We start from the raw sequence: 15,893 nt of genomic DNA, 5'->3' as shown, positions 1-15,893 counted from the left end.
GCCCGGCACCGCCATCCATCCAACGCAATGACACAGGAGGTTGCCATGAAAGAGTGGCCGCTTTGGGAGATCTTTATCCGCAGCCAGCACGGCCTAGCCCACAAGCACGTGGGCAGCCTGCACGCGCCCGACGGCGAAATGGCGATCAACAACGCGCGTGACGTCTATACGCGCCGCAACGAGGGCGTCAGCGTCTGGGTGGTGAAGGCCGGTGATGTCGTCGCCAGCAGCCCCGGCGACAAGGGCCCGCTGTTCGAGCCGGCCAACAGCAAGGTCTACCGCCATCCGACGTTCTTCCCGATGCCGGAAGCCGTCAAGCACATCTGATACGGGCCCGCATGATGGACAACCACAAGCTCCAATACCTGCTGCGCCTCGGCGACTCCACGCTGGTCCTCGGCCAGCGCCTGTCGGAATGGTGCGGCCGCGGCCCGGCGCTGGAAGAAGACATCGCGCTGACCAATGTCGCGCTCGACCTGATCGGCCAGACCCGGCTGTGGCTGGGCTACGCCGCGGAAGTGGAGGGCGCCGGCCGCAGCGCCGACCAGCTGGCCTACCTGCGCGACGCGCACCAGTTCCGCAACCTGCTGCTGGCGGAGCAGCCCAACGGCAGCTATGCCGATACGCTGGCGCGGCAGTTCCTGTTCGACACCTGGCACTACTTCCTGCTCGATGGCCTGCAGCGCTCGACCGATGCCCGCATTGCCGAGATCGCCGCCAAGTCGCTCAAGGAAGTGACCTACCACGTGCGCCGCAGCGCCGACCTGGTGGTGCGCCTGGGCGACGGCAGCGAAGAGAGCCACCGCCGCATGCGGGATGCCTTTGACGACCTGTGGATGTTCAGCGGTGAGCTGTTCGAGTCCGACGCGGGCGACGCCGCGCTGGTGCAGGACGGCGTGGTGCCCGATCCCGCATCACTGGCCGCACCGTGGCAGCGCCACGTGGCAGCGGTGCTGGAAGAAGCCACGCTGCGGCTGCCTGCCGGGACGTGGTCGCAGAGCGGCGGCCGCCCCGGCCGCCATACCGAACACCTCGGCTACCTGCTGGCCGAAATGCAGTTCCTGCAGCGCGCCTATCCGGGCGCCAGCTGGTGAACGCCATGACTGCGCAAGCGATCGCACGCCCGGCCATCGGGCAGGTCTGGACCTGGCTCGATACGGTGCCCGATCCCGAGATCCCGGTGATCTCCGTGGTGGATCTCGGCATCGTGCGCGACGTGGCATGGGAGGACGACGCCTGCGTCGTCACCATCACCCCGACGTACTCCGGCTGCCCGGCCATGACGGTGATCCGGGAGGAGATCGAGCGCACGCTGGCCGCGCAGGGCATCGCCAGCGTGCGTGTGCGCACGCAACTGGCGCCGGCCTGGACCACCGACTGGATGACGCCGCGCGGCAAGGCCAGCCTGGGTGGCTACGGCATTGCGCCGCCGGCCCAGCAGGTGATCGACATCAGCGGCATCAGCCGCAAGGCGGCGCCTGCGCTGGTGGTGGCCTGCCCGCACTGCGGCTCGCGGCACACGCGGCTGGTCAGCCAGTTCGGCTCGACCGCCTGCAAGGCCCTGTACCGCTGCGGCGACTGCAAGGAACCGTTCGATTACTTCAAGGCGCACTGAGCCTGACCGGGGTAGTGAGATGAGCAAATTCCATGAACTGACCGTGGCCTCGGTCACCCGCGAAACCCGGGATGCCGTGGCCGTGACCTTTGCCGTGCCGGATGAACTGGCCGACACCTACCGCTACATCCAGGGCCAGCACCTGACGCTGCGCACCGGCATCGGCGGCGAGGACGTGCGCCGCTCGTACTCGATCTGCTCGGCGGTGCAGGACGCGCAGCTGCGCGTGGCGATCAAGCGCGTCGACGGCGGCCTGTTCTCCAACTGGGCCAACGAGCAACTGCAGCCCGGCATGAAGCTGGAGGTGATGCCGCCATCCGGCCACTTCCACGTGCCGCTGTCCGCCACGCAGGCGAGACACTACGTGGCCTTCGCCGCCGGCAGCGGCATCACGCCGATGCTGTCGATCATCAAGACCACGCTGCAAGCCGAGCCGGAAAGCCGCTTCACGCTGTTCTACGGCAACCGCGCCTCGTCGTCGGTGCTGTTCAAGGAAGAGCTGGAAGACCTGAAGGACACCTACCTGCAGCGCTTCAACCTGGTGTTCGTGCTCAGCCGCGAGCAGCTTGACATTGACCTCTTCAACGGCCGCATCGATGGCGAAAAGGTCAATGCCTTGCTCAAGCACTGGGTCAAGCCGCAGGACATCGACATCGCCTTTATCTGCGGCCCGCATTCGATGATGGAAGAGGTGTCGCAGGCGTTGCTCGACAACGGCGTGGACAAGGCCCGCATCAAGCGCGAGCTGTTTGCCACCAGCATTCCCGCGGCCCGCCCGGCGGCGCATGCGCACAAGCAGGTGGGTCTGCAGCAGTGCGAGGTCACGGTGATCCAGGACGGCCGCACGCGCTCCTTCACGCTGGAGAAGAACAAGGAGACCGTGCTGGATGCCGCGCTGGCGCAAGGCATCGAGCTGCCTTACTCATGCAAGGGCGGGGTCTGCTCGACCTGCCGCTGCAAGCGCATCGAAGGCGAGGTCGACATGGACGTCAACTTTGCGCTGGAGGATTACGAAGTCGCGCGCGGCTTCATCCTCAGCTGCCAGAGCTACGCCGTCAGCGACAAGCTGGTGATCGACTTCGACCAGGAAACCTGAGGCGTTTCCTGCTGCCATCCCGACCCATACACAAACCATTCTGCCCCCGGAGCAAGCCGTGTCCCATCTGTTTTTTGAACGCCACCAGGCGCTGCTGGAACAAGCCACCCAAGCCATTGCCGAGCGCGGCTACTGGAGCCCGTTCACCGAAATGCCGAGCCCCAGGGTCTACGGCGAAACCGCCAACGCCGACGGCAAGGCTGCCTTCGAGGCCCGCCTGAACCGCCCGTTCGCGCTGTCGCAGCCGGGCACGGTCGGCCAGGCCGGCAAGGAAGTCTCGCCGTACGGCGCGGAACTGGGTGTCACCTATCCGAAGCCCGACCTCGACCAGCTCTTTGCCGGCGTGGCCGAAGGCATGCCGGCCTGGCGCAAGGCCGGGCCGGAAGCCTGGGTCGGCGTTTCGCTGGAAATCCTGCAGCGCCTGAACCGCCGCAGCTTCGAGATCGCCTACGCGGTGATGCACACCACCGGCCAGGCCTTCATGATGGCCTTCCAGGCCGGCGGCCCGCACGCGCAGGACCGCGGGCTGGAAGCGGTGGCCTACGCCTGGGACGAGATGCGCCGCATCCCGAAGCAGGCGATCTGGGAGAAGCCGCAGGGCAAGAACGAGCCGCTGCGCATGGAGAAGCGCTACAGCGTGGTGCCGCGCGGCGTGGGCCTGGTGATCGGCTGCTGCACCTTCCCGACCTGGAACGGCTATCCCGGCCTGTTCGCCAGCCTGGCGACCGGCAACGCAGTGGTGGTCAAGCCGCACCCGGGCGCGATCCTGCCGCTGGCGATCACCGTCGAGGTGGCGCGCGAGGTGCTGCAGGAAGCCGGCTTCGACCCGAACCTGGTCACGCTGGTGGCCAACGACCCGACCGAGCGCATGGCCTCGACGCTGGCACTGCGCCCGGAAGTGCGCCTGATCGACTTCACCGGCAGCAGCGCCAATGGCGAATGGCTGGAGCGCAATGCGCACCAGGCCCAGGTCTATACCGAGAAGGCCGGCGTCAACCAGATCGTGATCGACTCCACCAGCGACTTCAAGGGCATGGTGCGCAATATCGCGTTCTCGCTGGCGCTGTACTCGGGCCAGATGTGCACGGCACCGCAGAACATCTATGTGCCGAAGGGCGGCATCGACACGCCGGAAGGGCACCTCAGCTTCGACCAGGTGGCCGCGGCGATCGGGGAGGGCGTAGTCAGGCTCACCAGCGATGCGGCCAAGGCGGTGGAACTGCTGGGCGCGATCCAGAACGACATGGTGGTGCAGCGCATCGAATCGTCGCGCGCGCTGGGCGAGATCGTCGCCGACAGCCGCGCGCTGGAGCACCCGGAGTTCCCCGGCGCGCGTATCCGCACGCCGCTGGTGCTCAAGGTGGACGCCAGCGACGAGGGCAAGATCATGCAGGAGCTGTTTGGCCCGATCTCCTTCATCGTCGCCACCGACAACACCGCGCACAGCATCGCGCTGGCGCATCGCGGTGCGAAGGAACATGGCGCACTGACGTTGTCGGCATACACCACCGATGCCGGCGTGTCCGAGGGCATCCGCGAAGCCGCCGAGGACGCGGGCGTGGCCCTGTCGCTGAACCTGACCGGGGGCGTGTTCGTCAACCAGTCGGCCGCGTTCAGCGACTTCCATGCCACCGGCGCCAACCCGGCAGCCAATGCCTCGCTGTCGGATGCGGCCTTCGTCGCCAACCGCTTCCGCGTGGTGCAGAGCCGTTCCCATATCTGATGCACTAACTAGCAGTCGCAGTACCCGGCGCCGGCCCCCAAATACGTATGCGGCGCAATCATAACGATGATGGAGTAGACAATGGTTCAACGCATCCCTAACCCCAACGAGCTGGAGCCGATCGAGCGCGCCAGCCGCGACGAACTGCAGGCGCTGCAGCTGGAACGGCTGAAATGGAGCGTGCGCCATGCCTACGACAACGTGCCGCACTACCGCAAGGCCTTCCATGCGGCCGGGGTGCATCCGGACGACCTGCAGTCGCTGTCAGACCTGTCGAAATTCCCGTTCCTGACCAAGCAGGACCTGCGCGACAATTATCCCTTCGGCATGTTCGCGGTGCCGCGCGAGAAGGTGGCGCGCGTGCATGCGTCGAGCGGCACCACGGGCAAGCCGACCGTGGTCGGCTATACCGCGAAGGATATCGATACCTGGGCCAGCGTGGTGGCGCGCTCCATCCGCGCCGCCGGCGGCCGCGCCGGCGACCTGGTCCATGTCAGCTATGGCTATGGCCTGTTCACGGGCGGCCTGGGCGCCCACTATGGCGCCGAGAAGGCCGGCTGCACGGTGATCCCCATGTCCGGCGGACAGACCGAGAAACAGGTACAGCTGATCCGCGAGTTCGAGCCCAACATCATCATGGTGACGCCGTCGTACATGCTGAACCTGATCGAGGAGATGGAGCGCCAGGGCATGGATCCGTCGGAAAGCTCGCTCAAGGTCGGCATCTTCGGCGCCGAGCCGTGGACGGATGCGATGCGCGCCGAGATCGAGGCCCGCGCCGGCATCGACGCAGTGGACATCTACGGCCTGTCTGAAGTCATGGGGCCGGGTGTCGCATGCGAATGCATCGAGAGCAAGGACGGCCCGGTGATCTGGGAAGACCACTTCTACGCCGAGATCATCGACCCGGTGACCGGCGAGGTGCTGCCGGATGGCGAAGAGGGCGAACTGGTGTTCACGTCGCTCACCAAGGAAGCGCTGCCGGTGATCCGCTACCGCACGCGCGACCTGACGCGCCTTCTGCCGCCCACCTCGCGTTCGATGCGCCGCATCGGCAAGATCACCGGCCGCTCGGACGACATGCTGATCATCCGCGGCGTCAATGTGTTCCCGTCGCAGATCGAGGAGCTGATCCTGAAGACGCCGGCCCTGGCGCCGCAGTACCAGCTGGTGGTGACCCGCGACGGCCACCTGGACAAGCTGGAAGTGCGCGTCGAAGCGCGGCGTGGACGTTCGGCCCCGCTCTGCGCCGACGACCGCGCGACGCTGGAGCGCGGGCTGAAGGAGCAGATCAAGACCTATGTGGGCGTGACCACGCGCGTGCAGGTGGTGGATGCGGACGGCATCGAGCGCACCACTGTCGGCAAGGCGCGGCGGGTGCTCGATATGCGGCCGAAGGTCACGCACGAGCAGTCGGTCGGGGCGATCTGAACGTATCGCATGAACTGACAAGCCGCTGCATGTGTGCTCCCTCTCCCGCTTGCGGGAGAGGGTTGGGGTGAGGGCGGAGGCTTCAACGGGCGCTATGCTGGATAAAACCAAAGGCCCCGCTTGATTTGGATCCTAGCTAAACCACCCCTCACCCCGGCCCTCTCCTCATGCGGGGAGAGGGAGCACATCGCCGGAAGAGTTTAAGCCTCAACGAATCATCCATCGATGGCGCTCACCCAGAGGCGCCACGCCCACCCCTGCGCCAAAGGAGACCCCCATGGACGCGCGACAACTGGAAATCATCCAGAACCACCCCGATTTCATCCGGCTGATCAACGGGCGGACCCGCCTGGGCTGGTCGCTGACGCTGGTCATGCTGGCGATCTACTTCGGCTTTATCCTGCTGCTGGCATTCTCGCCGGCCACGCTCGGCACACCGCTCGGCGCGGGTGTGATGACCGTGGGCATTCCCGTCGGCGTGGCGGTGATCGTCGCGGCCGTGCTGCTGACCGGGATCTACGTGTACCGGGCCAACCGCGACCTGGACCCGCTCAACGAACGCGTGCGCAAGGAGTGCCAGGCATGAAGCCCGCCAACCGTTACCTGTGCGCGGCCCTGCTCGGGCTTGCCAGCATGGCCGCCTCGGCGGCACCCGCAATCCAGGGCGATGCCGCGCCGCGGCCGCTGAACTGGAGCGCCATCGTGATGTTCCTGCTGTTCGTGCTGTTCACGCTCGGCATTACACGCTGGGCCGCGCGCCGCACGCGCTCGGCATCAGACTTCTATGCCGCCGGGGGCGGGCTGAGCGGCTTCCAGAACGGCCTGGCAATTGCCGGCGACATGGTCTCGGCGGCCTCTTTCCTCGGCATCTCCGCGATGATGTTCGACAAGGGCTACGACGGGCTGATCTACGCGCTGGGCGTGGTGGCCGGCTGGCCGATCATCCTGTTCATCGTCGCCGAACGGCTGCGCAACCTTGGCCGCTATACCTTTGCCGACGTGGTGTCATACCGGCTGGCGCAGAAGCCGGTGCGGATCACCGCCGCCTGCGGCACGCTGACGGTGGTGATCATGTACCTGGTGGCGCAGATGGTCGGCGCCGGCAAGCTGATTGAGTTGCTGTTCGGCACCAGCTATGAGTCCGCCGTGGTGATCGTCGGCCTGCTGATGGTGCTGTATGTGATGTTCGGCGGCATGCTGGCCACCACCTGGGTGCAGATCATCAAGGCCGCGCTGCTGCTGGGCGGCGTGACCTTCATGGCCGTGATGGTGCTGGCGTACTTCGGCTTCAGCCCGGAAGCCATGTTCGCCGGTGCGGCCAAGGTGCATGACAAGGGGCTGGCGATCCTGTCGCCGGGCGGGCTGGTGTCCAATCCCATCGATGCGATCTCGCTGGGGGTAGGGATGATGTTCGGCACCGCGGGCCTGCCGCACATCCTGATGCGCTTCTTCACCGTGGCCGACGCCCGCGAGGCGCGCAAGTCCGTGCTCTACGCCACCGGCTTCATCGGCTACTTCTACGTGCTGATCCTGGTGGTGGGCTTCGGTGCGATCGTGATGGTGGGCGCGGATCCGTCCTACCGCGACGCGGCCGGCAAGATCATCGGCGGCAGCAATATGGTGGCGGTGCACCTGTCGCATGCGATCGGCGGCGATCTCTTCCTGGGCTTTATCTCGGCGGTGGCGTTCGCGACCATCCTCGCGGTGGTGGCGGGCCTGGCCCTGTCGGGCGCTTCGGCGGTCTCGCACGACCTGTACGCCAATGTGTTCCGCCGCGGAAAGGCCAACGAGAAGGACGAGATCCGGGTGTCCAAGGCGGCCACCCTGGTGATCGGCGTGCTGGCCATGGTGCTGGGCGTGATGTTCGAGAAGCAGAACATCGCTTTCCTGTCCGGCCTGGTGCTGGCGATCGCGGCCTCGGTCAACTTCCCGGTGCTGTTCCTGTCGATGTTCTGGAAAGGCCTGACCACGCGCGGCGCCGTGGCCGGCAGCCTGGCCGGTCTGGTGTCGGCGGTGGCGCTGCTGGTGCTGGGCCCGACGGTCTGGGTGGGCATCCTGCATCATGACAAGGCGATCTTCCCGTATGCCAACCCGGCGCTGTTCTCGATGACGCTGGCCTTTGCCAGCGCCTGGCTGGCGTCGGTGCTGGACCGCTCCGCCCGGGCCGGCACCGAGCGCCAGCGCTATGGTGCGCAGTTCGTGCGTGCCATGACCGGGATTGGCGCTGCCGGGGCGAGTCAGCATTGATGCTGGGGGGGGAGGGCAGCTTGGCAGCAAGGCTATTCGGCCAGTGGTTTCTGCGTCCTGATCCAGGGCGCGGCCCCTGGGTCCCGTGCACCGCGCCATCAGGACATCTGCTTCCCCCGCGTGCCACGCGCGCGCGATGACGCTAGATCACGGTCGAATCGTCGTCCAGGAAACCGTCGTCGCTCAGGCCCGCATCGAGATTGCCGCTATCCGAGCCCCCATCGCGCGCAGCGACCGATGCCTGGTCATCGTTCCCGTAGTAGTTGTTGACGACGTTCGTTTCCGTTCCTGGCGTGTTCATGCCGGACGGCTCCGGGAACGCGTTCTTGCTGCTGTGGCCGAACAGGTTCTCGATACCCTGGAACAGGAAGGCACCGCCGGCCACGCCGGCAGCCGTGGTTGCGATGGTGCCCAGCGTGCTGCCGAACCCTCCGGTCAGGCAGCCCGGCCGGGGCGGCTGCGCCGGGGCGGTCTGCAGCGCGGGTGACACGGCCTGAGCGGGCGCAGGCACGGGCGTCGCGGCAGCAGGATTCGCACTGGCGCCCCACGCATTCTGCTGATCGATGAAGCTGCGTGAGCCGTTGGCCTGCGCAGCCTGTAACTGGCCCTGCAATGCAGCGATCTGCGCCTTTGCCGTCGACAAGGCATGATCGAGCAGCATGGCCCGCTGGACCAGCAAATAGGCGGCGTCCGGCTGTATCGCGACCGCCTGGGCGATGAGTGCCTGCGCCTGCGGGTCCTTCGCGCCGGCGCGGGCCTGGGTCAATTGAGTCAGGAAGACTTCGAGTGCTTGCGTATCTTGCGGGGTCATGGCGTCTCTATCCGGTTGTTGCTGGTACACCGTCACTCTATGAGGAAAGACTTAAGGGAGACTTAAAGGGTAGGGGACGTCGAAGGTGAATGCGCGCTGCAAGCGGCTTTTGGCCGCAGCCCGCGCTCGATGATGTGCAGCGGCCTTTGCCTGGAAGTTGATGCGCTGCCGGAGTCGGGACTCGAGGCGCCCGGCTGGCCTGATGGGCGACACCTCAATCCTGGCACTTTCGTTCTGGTAGTCACCGAATTGATTCATACTCATCCTGACTGGCCGCGATCCAGGCCGGGCCTGGCAGTTCAGGCGCCGGCATGTAGCGCTTTGACTGGCCCGCGGCGTCCTCCACGCGTCAGAACCCCGCGCTGAGCGATGCGATCCAGCGGTTGTCCTGGTGCACGCCGAAGCGGTTGCTGCCCCCAATGATCCACTGTACGCCGACCGTCACTGGCGTTCCGGGAATGGGGGCGTTCAACGCCAGCGTCAAGTGGCGAAAGCCGCCTCGCGAAGGCGAGTTGCCGGCAAAGCAGCCGTTGACGACGAAGGCCGCGTGCGGACCGCAGGCGGTGCCGGTCAGCGTATCGACAGAGCCGAGGTACTTGCCCTGGCGGTTGTAGGTGTAGGCGCCAAGGGTGGATGTGAACGTGACGTTGTAGGGAAGCAAGGTGGAGTAGACCAGCGTCCAGTACGTATCGCCCTTGTTGCCCCACACCACGTCGTTCAGCAGCGTCTGGGCATTGAGGCTGAACGGTCCGTATGACAGGCCGGCCTTGGTTTCAAACGCGTTCGCGTGCTCGCCGTTGATGTAGTAGTAGGCCGTCATACCCAGCGTATAGCCGAGATCCCCGGCCAGCTTGCCGCTGTAGGCGCCATAGAAATCATTCTCGATGGACTTGTCGCGCTGGAAGTCCGTGATGCCGCGGTCGCTATAGGAGCGTCCGAATTGCTGGTAGGAGTAGTTGATCATCGAGGCCCAATAGCCCACGCTCCAGCCGCTTTCGTGCGCGAGGTCCAGCCCCCATTGCAGCGCCGGGCGCGAGGATTCGGGGGCGTCGCCGCCGGCATTGCCGAGCGGCGTGCCGTTGCCGTAGGTGGTGGTGGCGCCCCGCAGCACGTAGCGCGACACCACGTCAACGTGGCCGGTGAAGGTATAGGGTCCGTTCTTCTGCGCTGACGGGGATTCGGTGGCCGTTGCTGCCGTGGCGTCGTCGGCGCGGGCATTGGTAACGGGCAACAGGAGACTGCAAAGCAGCGCGCAGGCGGCCGGGTGGCGAAGCGAGGACAGTAGGGCGGGCATGGTGCAAGTTCGATTGGAAAATGGGTGTGAAAGCGGACGGCGCTCTGGCCGAGGTGAGTCAGGCGCCGTTCGCGCGCTGGTCCAGCCACGCGCGCCAGCCGCCGAATGCCGTGATGTCCGTGGCGCCGGCGAGTCCCCGCGGTTCGCAGATGAAGCCGGGCACCGTGGTGCCATCCGCCAGTTCGGTGCGGCCGATGCCGAGTGGCGCGGGAATGCCCGCGACAAAGCTGCCGAAATGCGATTCAGGCATCTCCCAGACCTCGACCTCGATGGCTGCGCCGGATTCGCCCGCGGCCGCATGCACGAGGCCGGGCCGCTGCACAGCGGCGCCACTGTCAGCCAGGGCGTAGAGGCGGTAGCGGGGCGCCGTACGCGTGCGGGCCACCAGCCGCGCACCGCGGTCGGCAAGCTGCGGGTGAAGTGGCCGGCCCTCCAGGTGCGCACCGCATACGGCGATGTGCACCTGGCCCGAACGCACTGCCGGCGCGAAGCTGCCGCCGGGGCCGGAAGGAAACACGCGCGACGTGGCGCCCAGCGTCGCCGAGCGCCCGTGCAGGGCGCGCTGCCAGCGGTCCGCCAGATGCAGCAGCGGCACGTCCTGGTGCGCGGGGGCGGCGAGGGTGATGCCAAACGTCAGGCCGTTGGCGGTGAATCCGGCCGGCACCGCAATGCCCGCGTAGTCGAGCAGATTCATGAAGTTGGTGTAGCGCCCCAGCTCGCTGTTGTGTGCGACCGGCTCCTCCAGCATCGCGGTGATCGTCGGGTGCGACGACACGGTCGGCAACAGCAACGCGTCGGCCCGCTGCCATGCGGCATCGCACCGGCGCCGCAGTGAACGGAGCCGGTACATCGCGGCGAAGGCGTCGGCGGCACGTGGCAAGGCGCCGCCCAGCGTGATCTCCCGCGTGACGGGAAAGACCGAAGCGGGATGGCTGTCGATGAAGGCGCGGATCGCCTGGTAGCGCTCCGCCACCCAGGGGCCCTCGTAGAGCAGGCGGGCCGCGGCCATGAACGGGGCGAAGTCGATCTCCACGAGTTCGGCGCCAAGCCCGCGTGCATGCTCGCAAGCCTGGGCATAGGCGTCGGCATAGCCAGGCTCACGGAATTCGATCTGGCCGGGTGCCGGGATGCCCAGCCGGAAGCGCGCGGCGCTGCCGAAGTCGAAGCCGTACGCGCGGGACGGACGCGCGTAGGCGTCCGCCTCATCGAACCCCAGTGCCACCGCAAACACGCGATGTGCATCCGAAGCGGTCAGCGCGAAGATGGAAACCGTGTCGAGCGAGCGGCAGGCGGGCACCATGCCGGTGGCGGACAGCAGGCCGCACGTAGGCTTGAGGCCGACCAGGTGATTGAACGCGGCCGGGACGCGGCCCGAGCCGGCAGTGTCGGTACCCAGGGAAAAGCTGACTTGCCCAAGTGCCAGCGCGACGGCCGAGCCGGAACTGGAGCCTCCCGAGATGCGCTCCGGGTCGAAGGCATTGCGGCACGCGCCATAAGGTGAACGGGTGCCGTTCAGGCCGGTGGCGAACTGGTCGAGGTTGGTCTTGCCGACCGCGATGGCCCCCGCGTCGAGCAACCGTTGCACGACAAAGGCGCTTTCCTCCGGCACATAGGCATAATCGGGGCAGCCAGCCGTGGTGGGAACACCGGCCAGGTCGATGTTGTCCTTGATCGCGAACGGGATGCCAAAGAGCGGCAGGTCGCTTGCGCCGTGCCGTTCGAGCGCGCGGGCACGGGCGCGCAGCGCGTCCGCTTCCACGCGGTGGATCCAGGCGCGATGCGGATCGTCCGCCGTGGCGGCAATGATCGCTTCCACGACCTCCGTCGGCCTGCGTTCACCGCTGCGGTAGGCTGCCAGCAGGGTGGCGATGTCGAGCGCGAATGGGACACCGGGGCCGGCTGGCCCGTGCGGCGCGCCGGTGACGCTCGCGGGATTGACGCCTGGTTGGAAGGATTGGCTCATGCTGCCTCCTCGATGGATACGGTTTCGGGAATGACGACGGCGACTTCCTGCCCGGCACCCACCGCGCTGCCCTCGCGGCAGGCGATACGGCAGGCGCGGCCGGCGCACGGCGCGGTGACGGCGAATTCCATCTTCATGGACTCGATCACCATCAGCGTGTCGCCCTCGGCAACGGTGGCGCTTTCCTGCACCAGCACCTTCCAGACGCTGCCCGGCACCTGACTGCAGATCGTGCGGGCGCCCTCGGGCAGTGCATCGCCGTCGCTTGGCGCGATTGCGGCTGGCGCATCCGATTCATCGACGTACTCGGCCTGCCCGAGCGCGCGCCACCGTTCGCGCTCTGCGGCGAAAGCCACCTGCTGGCGCTCACGGAACGCTGTGATGTCCTGCGCGTTGTCATCGAGGAACTGCCGGTACTCGCGCATGCCGAAGCTGCCCGCCTCGATCCGCAGCGGATAGCGGCCAACCGGAAACTCCCGCCGAATGCGCGCGAGCTCGTCCTCGCTCACCGGGTAGAAGCGGATGCTGTCGAAGCTGCGCAGCAGCCACGGCTTGCCGGCCTCGAAGGCCGCCGCGCCGCTCGCCGCATCGCGCCAGCGGTTCCACATCTGCAGCGTCCTGCCGACGAACTGGTAGCCGCCGGGGCCTTCCATGCCGTAGACGCACATGTACGCGCCGCCGATGCCGACGGCGTTCTCGGGCGTCCAGGTCCGCGCGGGGTTGTACTTGGTGGTGACCAGGCGGTGGCGCGGATCGACCGGCGTTGCGACCGGGGCGCCCAGATAGACGTCGCCAAGCCCGAGCACGAGGTAGCTAGCGTCAAAGACGATGCGTTTGACGTCCTCGATGGAGTCCAGGCCGTTGATGCGGCGGATGAACTCGATGTTGCTCGGGCACCAGGGCGCGTCCGGGCGCACCGACTGCATATATTTGTCGATGGCCAGCCGCGTGGCGCTGTCGTCCCAGGACAGCGGCAGGTATACGGTGCGCGACGGCACCACCAGGTCGTCGGTGTCGCCCAGCGCGTCGTCAGCCGCAAGGACGGCGTCGATCAGCGCGGCGCGGTGAACGCGGCGCGGATCGAAGTGCAGCTGCAACGAGCGGACGCCCGGCGTGAGATCGACGATGCCGTCGAGCCGCATCTCCGACAGCCGCGCATGCAAGGCATGGATGCGCATGCGCAGCGCAATATCGAGTTGCAGCTCGCCGAGTTCCACCAGCAGGTAGCGGTCGCCCGCCTGGCGCACGACCAGCGCCGGCCGGGTGGCGGTGGCGGCGCGCTCGGACAGGATCGGCGATTCCGGGCCGCCCGTGTCGATGCTGTCCGCGCACGCCTGCGGCGCGGACAGTTCCCGCACCCAGCGGTCCTGCGCCGCTTGTCGCCGCGCGGCCTCGGCCTGCGTGACGCGGCTGAAGCGGACGGTATCGCCGGGCCTGAGCTGGCCCAGTTTCCAGCGCTCTGCGCCGATGACCACCGCCGGGCAGACGAAGCCACCCAGGCTGGGACCGTCTGGTCCCAGGATGACCGGCATGTCGCCGGTGAAGTCGATGGCGCCAATGGCGTAGGCGTTGTCGTGGATATTGGACGGATGCAGCCCGGCCTCGCCGCCGTCGCGCCGTGCCCATTGCGGCTTTGGCCCGATCAGGCGCACTCCGGTACGGCTGGAGTTGTAGTGGACCTGCCAGTCGGTGGCAAAGACCATGTCGATATCGCCATCCGTGAAGAAATCGGGCGCGCCGTGCGGGCCATACAGCACGGCGATGTCCCAGGCCTGGCAGGCGGGCGGGCAGGCGGGCACGTCCTCCGGCGCCAGCGCCGGCAAGGCGGTGGGGTCGACGGCGCCATCGGTATCGTTTCCGATGTGCAGCATGTCGGCGGCGCGCAGCACGCGTCCGCCGTGGCCGCCGAACTGGCCCAGCGTGAAGGTGGCGCGGCTGCCGAGATAGCGCGGCACATCGATGCCGCCGCGAATCGCCAGGTAGGCCCGGCTGCCGCGATCCTGCACCGCGCCCAGCCGCAACACGCTGCCCGCCGCGACACGATGCGCCTGCCACGGCGGCAGCGCGGCGCCGTCGAGCGTCGCGGCCATCGTCGCGCCACAGAGCGCGATGACGGCATCGTCGTGGAAGCGCAGTGCCGGGCCGCCCAGCGTGCATTCGAGCGCGGCGGCGCCTTCAGCGTTGCCCACCAGCCGGTTGGCGAGGCGGTGCGCCAGGTCATCCATCGGGCCGGACGGCGGCAGGCCCACGTCCCAGTAGCCGGTACGGCCCGGCCAGTCCTGCACACTGGTCTGGACACCGGGCTCGAGCACTTCAACGGCGTTCGGGCGATGGCGGAAATCGGCCAGCGAGCGCGTGGTGATGCGGCCCTCGGCAAACTCGGGCGCTGCCGCCACGGCGCGCAGGTAGCGCAGGTTGGTCTCGATACCGCCCAGCCGCGTGTCGCGCAGCGCGGCGCGCAGCTTGTCCACGGCGTCGGCGCGATCCGAGCCGGTGACGATCAGCTTGGCGAGCATCGGGTCGTAATGCGGCGGCACCTCGGTGCCGGCGCTCACCCAGGTTTCGACCCGCGCGCCGGCGGGAAACGCGACTTCCGTCAGCAGCCCGGCGCTGGGCTGGAAGTTGCGGGCCGGATCCTCGGCATAGAGCCGCACCTGGATCGAGGCGCCGCGCGGCTGCGGCGCGCGCAACGCGAAGGCGTCGCCACGCGCCAGTTGCACCATCCATGCCACCAGGTCGACGCCTGTGACCTGTTCGGTGACGCCATGCTCGACCTGCAGGCGCGTGTTGACCTCCAGGAAGTGGAAGGCGCCGGTGCCCGCATCGAGCACGAACTCCACGGTGCCGGCCGAGCGATAGTCCACGGCGCGCCCAAGCTTCACGGCGGCATCGAGCAGCGCGGCGCGGGTGCCGGCGTCCAGCCCGGGGGCCGGCGTTTCCTCGATGACCTTCTGGTTGCGGCGCTGGGCCGAGCAGTCGCGTTCGCCGAGCGCGACGACCTCCCCGCGGCCATCGCCGAACAACTGCACTTCGATATGGCGGGCACGTTCGATGAATTTTTCCAGGAACAGGCCGGCGTCCTTGAAATTGGCGCGCGCCAGCCGCTGCACGGCCTCGAATGCGGGCGCGAGTTCCGCTTCGCCGCGGATCATGCGCATGCCAATGCCGCCGCCGCCGGCGGTGCTTTTGAGCATCACGGGGTAGCCGATGCGCGCGGCCTCGGCACGCGCGCTGTCGAGGTCGTCGAGCAGTCCGCTGCCGGGCAGCAGCGGCACGCCATGCCGCGCGGCCAGCTCGCGGGCCGTGTGCTTGAGCCCGAAGGCGCGCATCTGCGCGGCGGTCGGGCCAATGAAGGCAATGCCCGCGGCCTCGCAGGCCTCGGCGAAGGCTGGATTCTCGGACAGGAAGCCGTAGCCGGGATGGATGGCGCCGGCGCCGGCCTCGCGGGCGGCGGCCAGGATGCGGTCGCCGTCGAGATAGCTGCTGGCCGCCGCGGCCGGGCCGATGCAGATCGCCGCATCGGCTTGCGCGACGTGCGCGGAATCGGCATCGGCCTCGGAGTACACGGCAACGGCGCGCAGTCCAAGCTGGCGCAGCGTGCGAATGATGCGGCAGGCAATGGCGCCGCGATTGGCAATCAGGACAGTATCGAAGCGCGGCGCACGCGGGGCGTGGCCGACGTTGGGCGCCGTGGCGCTGGGCAATGACATGGG

General features: G+C 67.8%; 12 protein-coding genes. 8 read left to right on the top strand and 4 right to left on the bottom strand.

Annotation, left to right across the window (positions count from 1 at the left end):
* The first annotated feature begins 45 nt into the window (after nucleotides 1-45).
* The 8 genes from paaB (at nucleotide 46) to CF68_RS10115 (ending at nucleotide 8,112) form a co-directional block, all read left to right on the top strand.
* A complete protein-coding gene (gene paaB, locus CF68_RS10150; protein WP_010809321.1) occupies nucleotides 46-327 on the top strand; it encodes a 1,2-phenylacetyl-CoA epoxidase subunit PaaB in 282 nt (93 codons plus the stop codon).
* Between the two features lie 11 nt (nucleotides 328-338).
* Nucleotides 339-1,094, top strand: a complete 756-nt coding sequence (paaC, locus tag CF68_RS10145; RefSeq protein ID WP_035818082.1) for a 1,2-phenylacetyl-CoA epoxidase subunit PaaC — start codon at nucleotides 339-341, stop codon at nucleotides 1,092-1,094.
* 5 nt (nucleotides 1,095-1,099) lie between these two features.
* Nucleotides 1,100-1,615 (top strand): 1,2-phenylacetyl-CoA epoxidase subunit PaaD, encoded by a 516-nt coding sequence (paaD, locus tag CF68_RS10140; protein WP_035818143.1) that lies wholly within the window; start codon nucleotides 1,100-1,102, stop codon nucleotides 1,613-1,615.
* A 19-nt stretch (nucleotides 1,616-1,634) separates the two neighbouring features.
* The gene (gene paaE, locus CF68_RS10135) at nucleotides 1,635-2,711 is read left to right on the top strand and encodes a 1,2-phenylacetyl-CoA epoxidase subunit PaaE (protein WP_035818078.1); all 1,077 of its coding nucleotides are present in this window, start codon (nucleotides 1,635-1,637) and stop codon (nucleotides 2,709-2,711) included.
* A 58-nt stretch (nucleotides 2,712-2,769) separates the two neighbouring features.
* Nucleotides 2,770-4,434: a phenylacetic acid degradation protein PaaN gene (paaN, locus tag CF68_RS10130; protein WP_035818076.1), complete on the top strand. Its 1,665-nt coding sequence runs from the start codon at nucleotides 2,770-2,772 to the stop codon at nucleotides 4,432-4,434.
* A gap of 81 nt (nucleotides 4,435-4,515) precedes the next feature.
* Nucleotides 4,516-5,865: a phenylacetate--CoA ligase PaaK gene (paaK, locus tag CF68_RS10125; RefSeq protein ID WP_035818073.1), complete on the top strand. Its 1,350-nt coding sequence runs from the start codon at nucleotides 4,516-4,518 to the stop codon at nucleotides 5,863-5,865.
* Between the two features lie 277 nt (nucleotides 5,866-6,142).
* Nucleotides 6,143-6,451, top strand: a complete 309-nt coding sequence (locus CF68_RS10120) for a DUF485 domain-containing protein (RefSeq protein ID WP_035818072.1) — start codon at nucleotides 6,143-6,145, stop codon at nucleotides 6,449-6,451.
* Entirely contained in the window at nucleotides 6,448-8,112 is a 1,665-nt protein-coding gene (locus tag CF68_RS10115) for a cation acetate symporter (RefSeq protein WP_035818070.1), read from the top strand. The genes CF68_RS10120 and CF68_RS10115 overlap by 4 nt, the downstream gene beginning before the upstream one ends.
* A 142-nt stretch (nucleotides 8,113-8,254) precedes the next feature.
* On the opposite strand, the gene CF68_RS10110 is transcribed toward CF68_RS10115, so the two are convergent.
* The 4 genes from CF68_RS10110 to uca all read right to left on the bottom strand — a co-directional run bounded on the left by CF68_RS10110 (nucleotide 8,255) and on the right by uca (nucleotide 15,890).
* Nucleotides 8,255-8,923 carry a DUF2076 family protein gene (locus CF68_RS10110; protein ID WP_035818068.1) on the bottom strand — a complete coding sequence of 223 codons (669 nt, stop codon included), beginning with the start codon at nucleotides 8,921-8,923 and terminating at the stop codon, nucleotides 8,255-8,257.
* A 349-nt stretch (nucleotides 8,924-9,272) separates the two neighbouring features.
* On the bottom strand, nucleotides 9,273-10,217 hold the full coding sequence (locus tag CF68_RS10105) for a TorF family putative porin (protein ID WP_035818066.1): 945 nt from the start codon (nucleotides 10,215-10,217) through the stop codon (nucleotides 9,273-9,275).
* Nucleotides 10,218-10,275: 58 nt separating this feature from the next.
* The gene (gene atzF / locus CF68_RS10100; RefSeq protein ID WP_084187166.1) at nucleotides 10,276-12,180 is read right to left on the bottom strand and encodes an allophanate hydrolase; all 1,905 of its coding nucleotides are present in this window, start codon (nucleotides 12,178-12,180) and stop codon (nucleotides 10,276-10,278) included.
* Complete coding sequence (uca, locus tag CF68_RS10095) at nucleotides 12,177-15,890, bottom strand: urea carboxylase (RefSeq protein WP_051591480.1); 3,714 nt, start codon at nucleotides 15,888-15,890, stop codon at nucleotides 12,177-12,179. The genes atzF and uca overlap by 4 nt, the downstream gene beginning before the upstream one ends.
* Nucleotides 15,891-15,893: the final 3 nt, after the last annotated feature.

Source organism: Cupriavidus sp. SK-4 (assembly GCF_000611125.1).
Classification (GTDB): Bacteria; Pseudomonadota; Gammaproteobacteria; order Burkholderiales; family Burkholderiaceae; genus Cupriavidus; species Cupriavidus necator.
The sequence above is the reverse complement of the archived record's forward strand: the minus strand, read 5'-3'. Positions and strand labels throughout refer to the sequence as shown.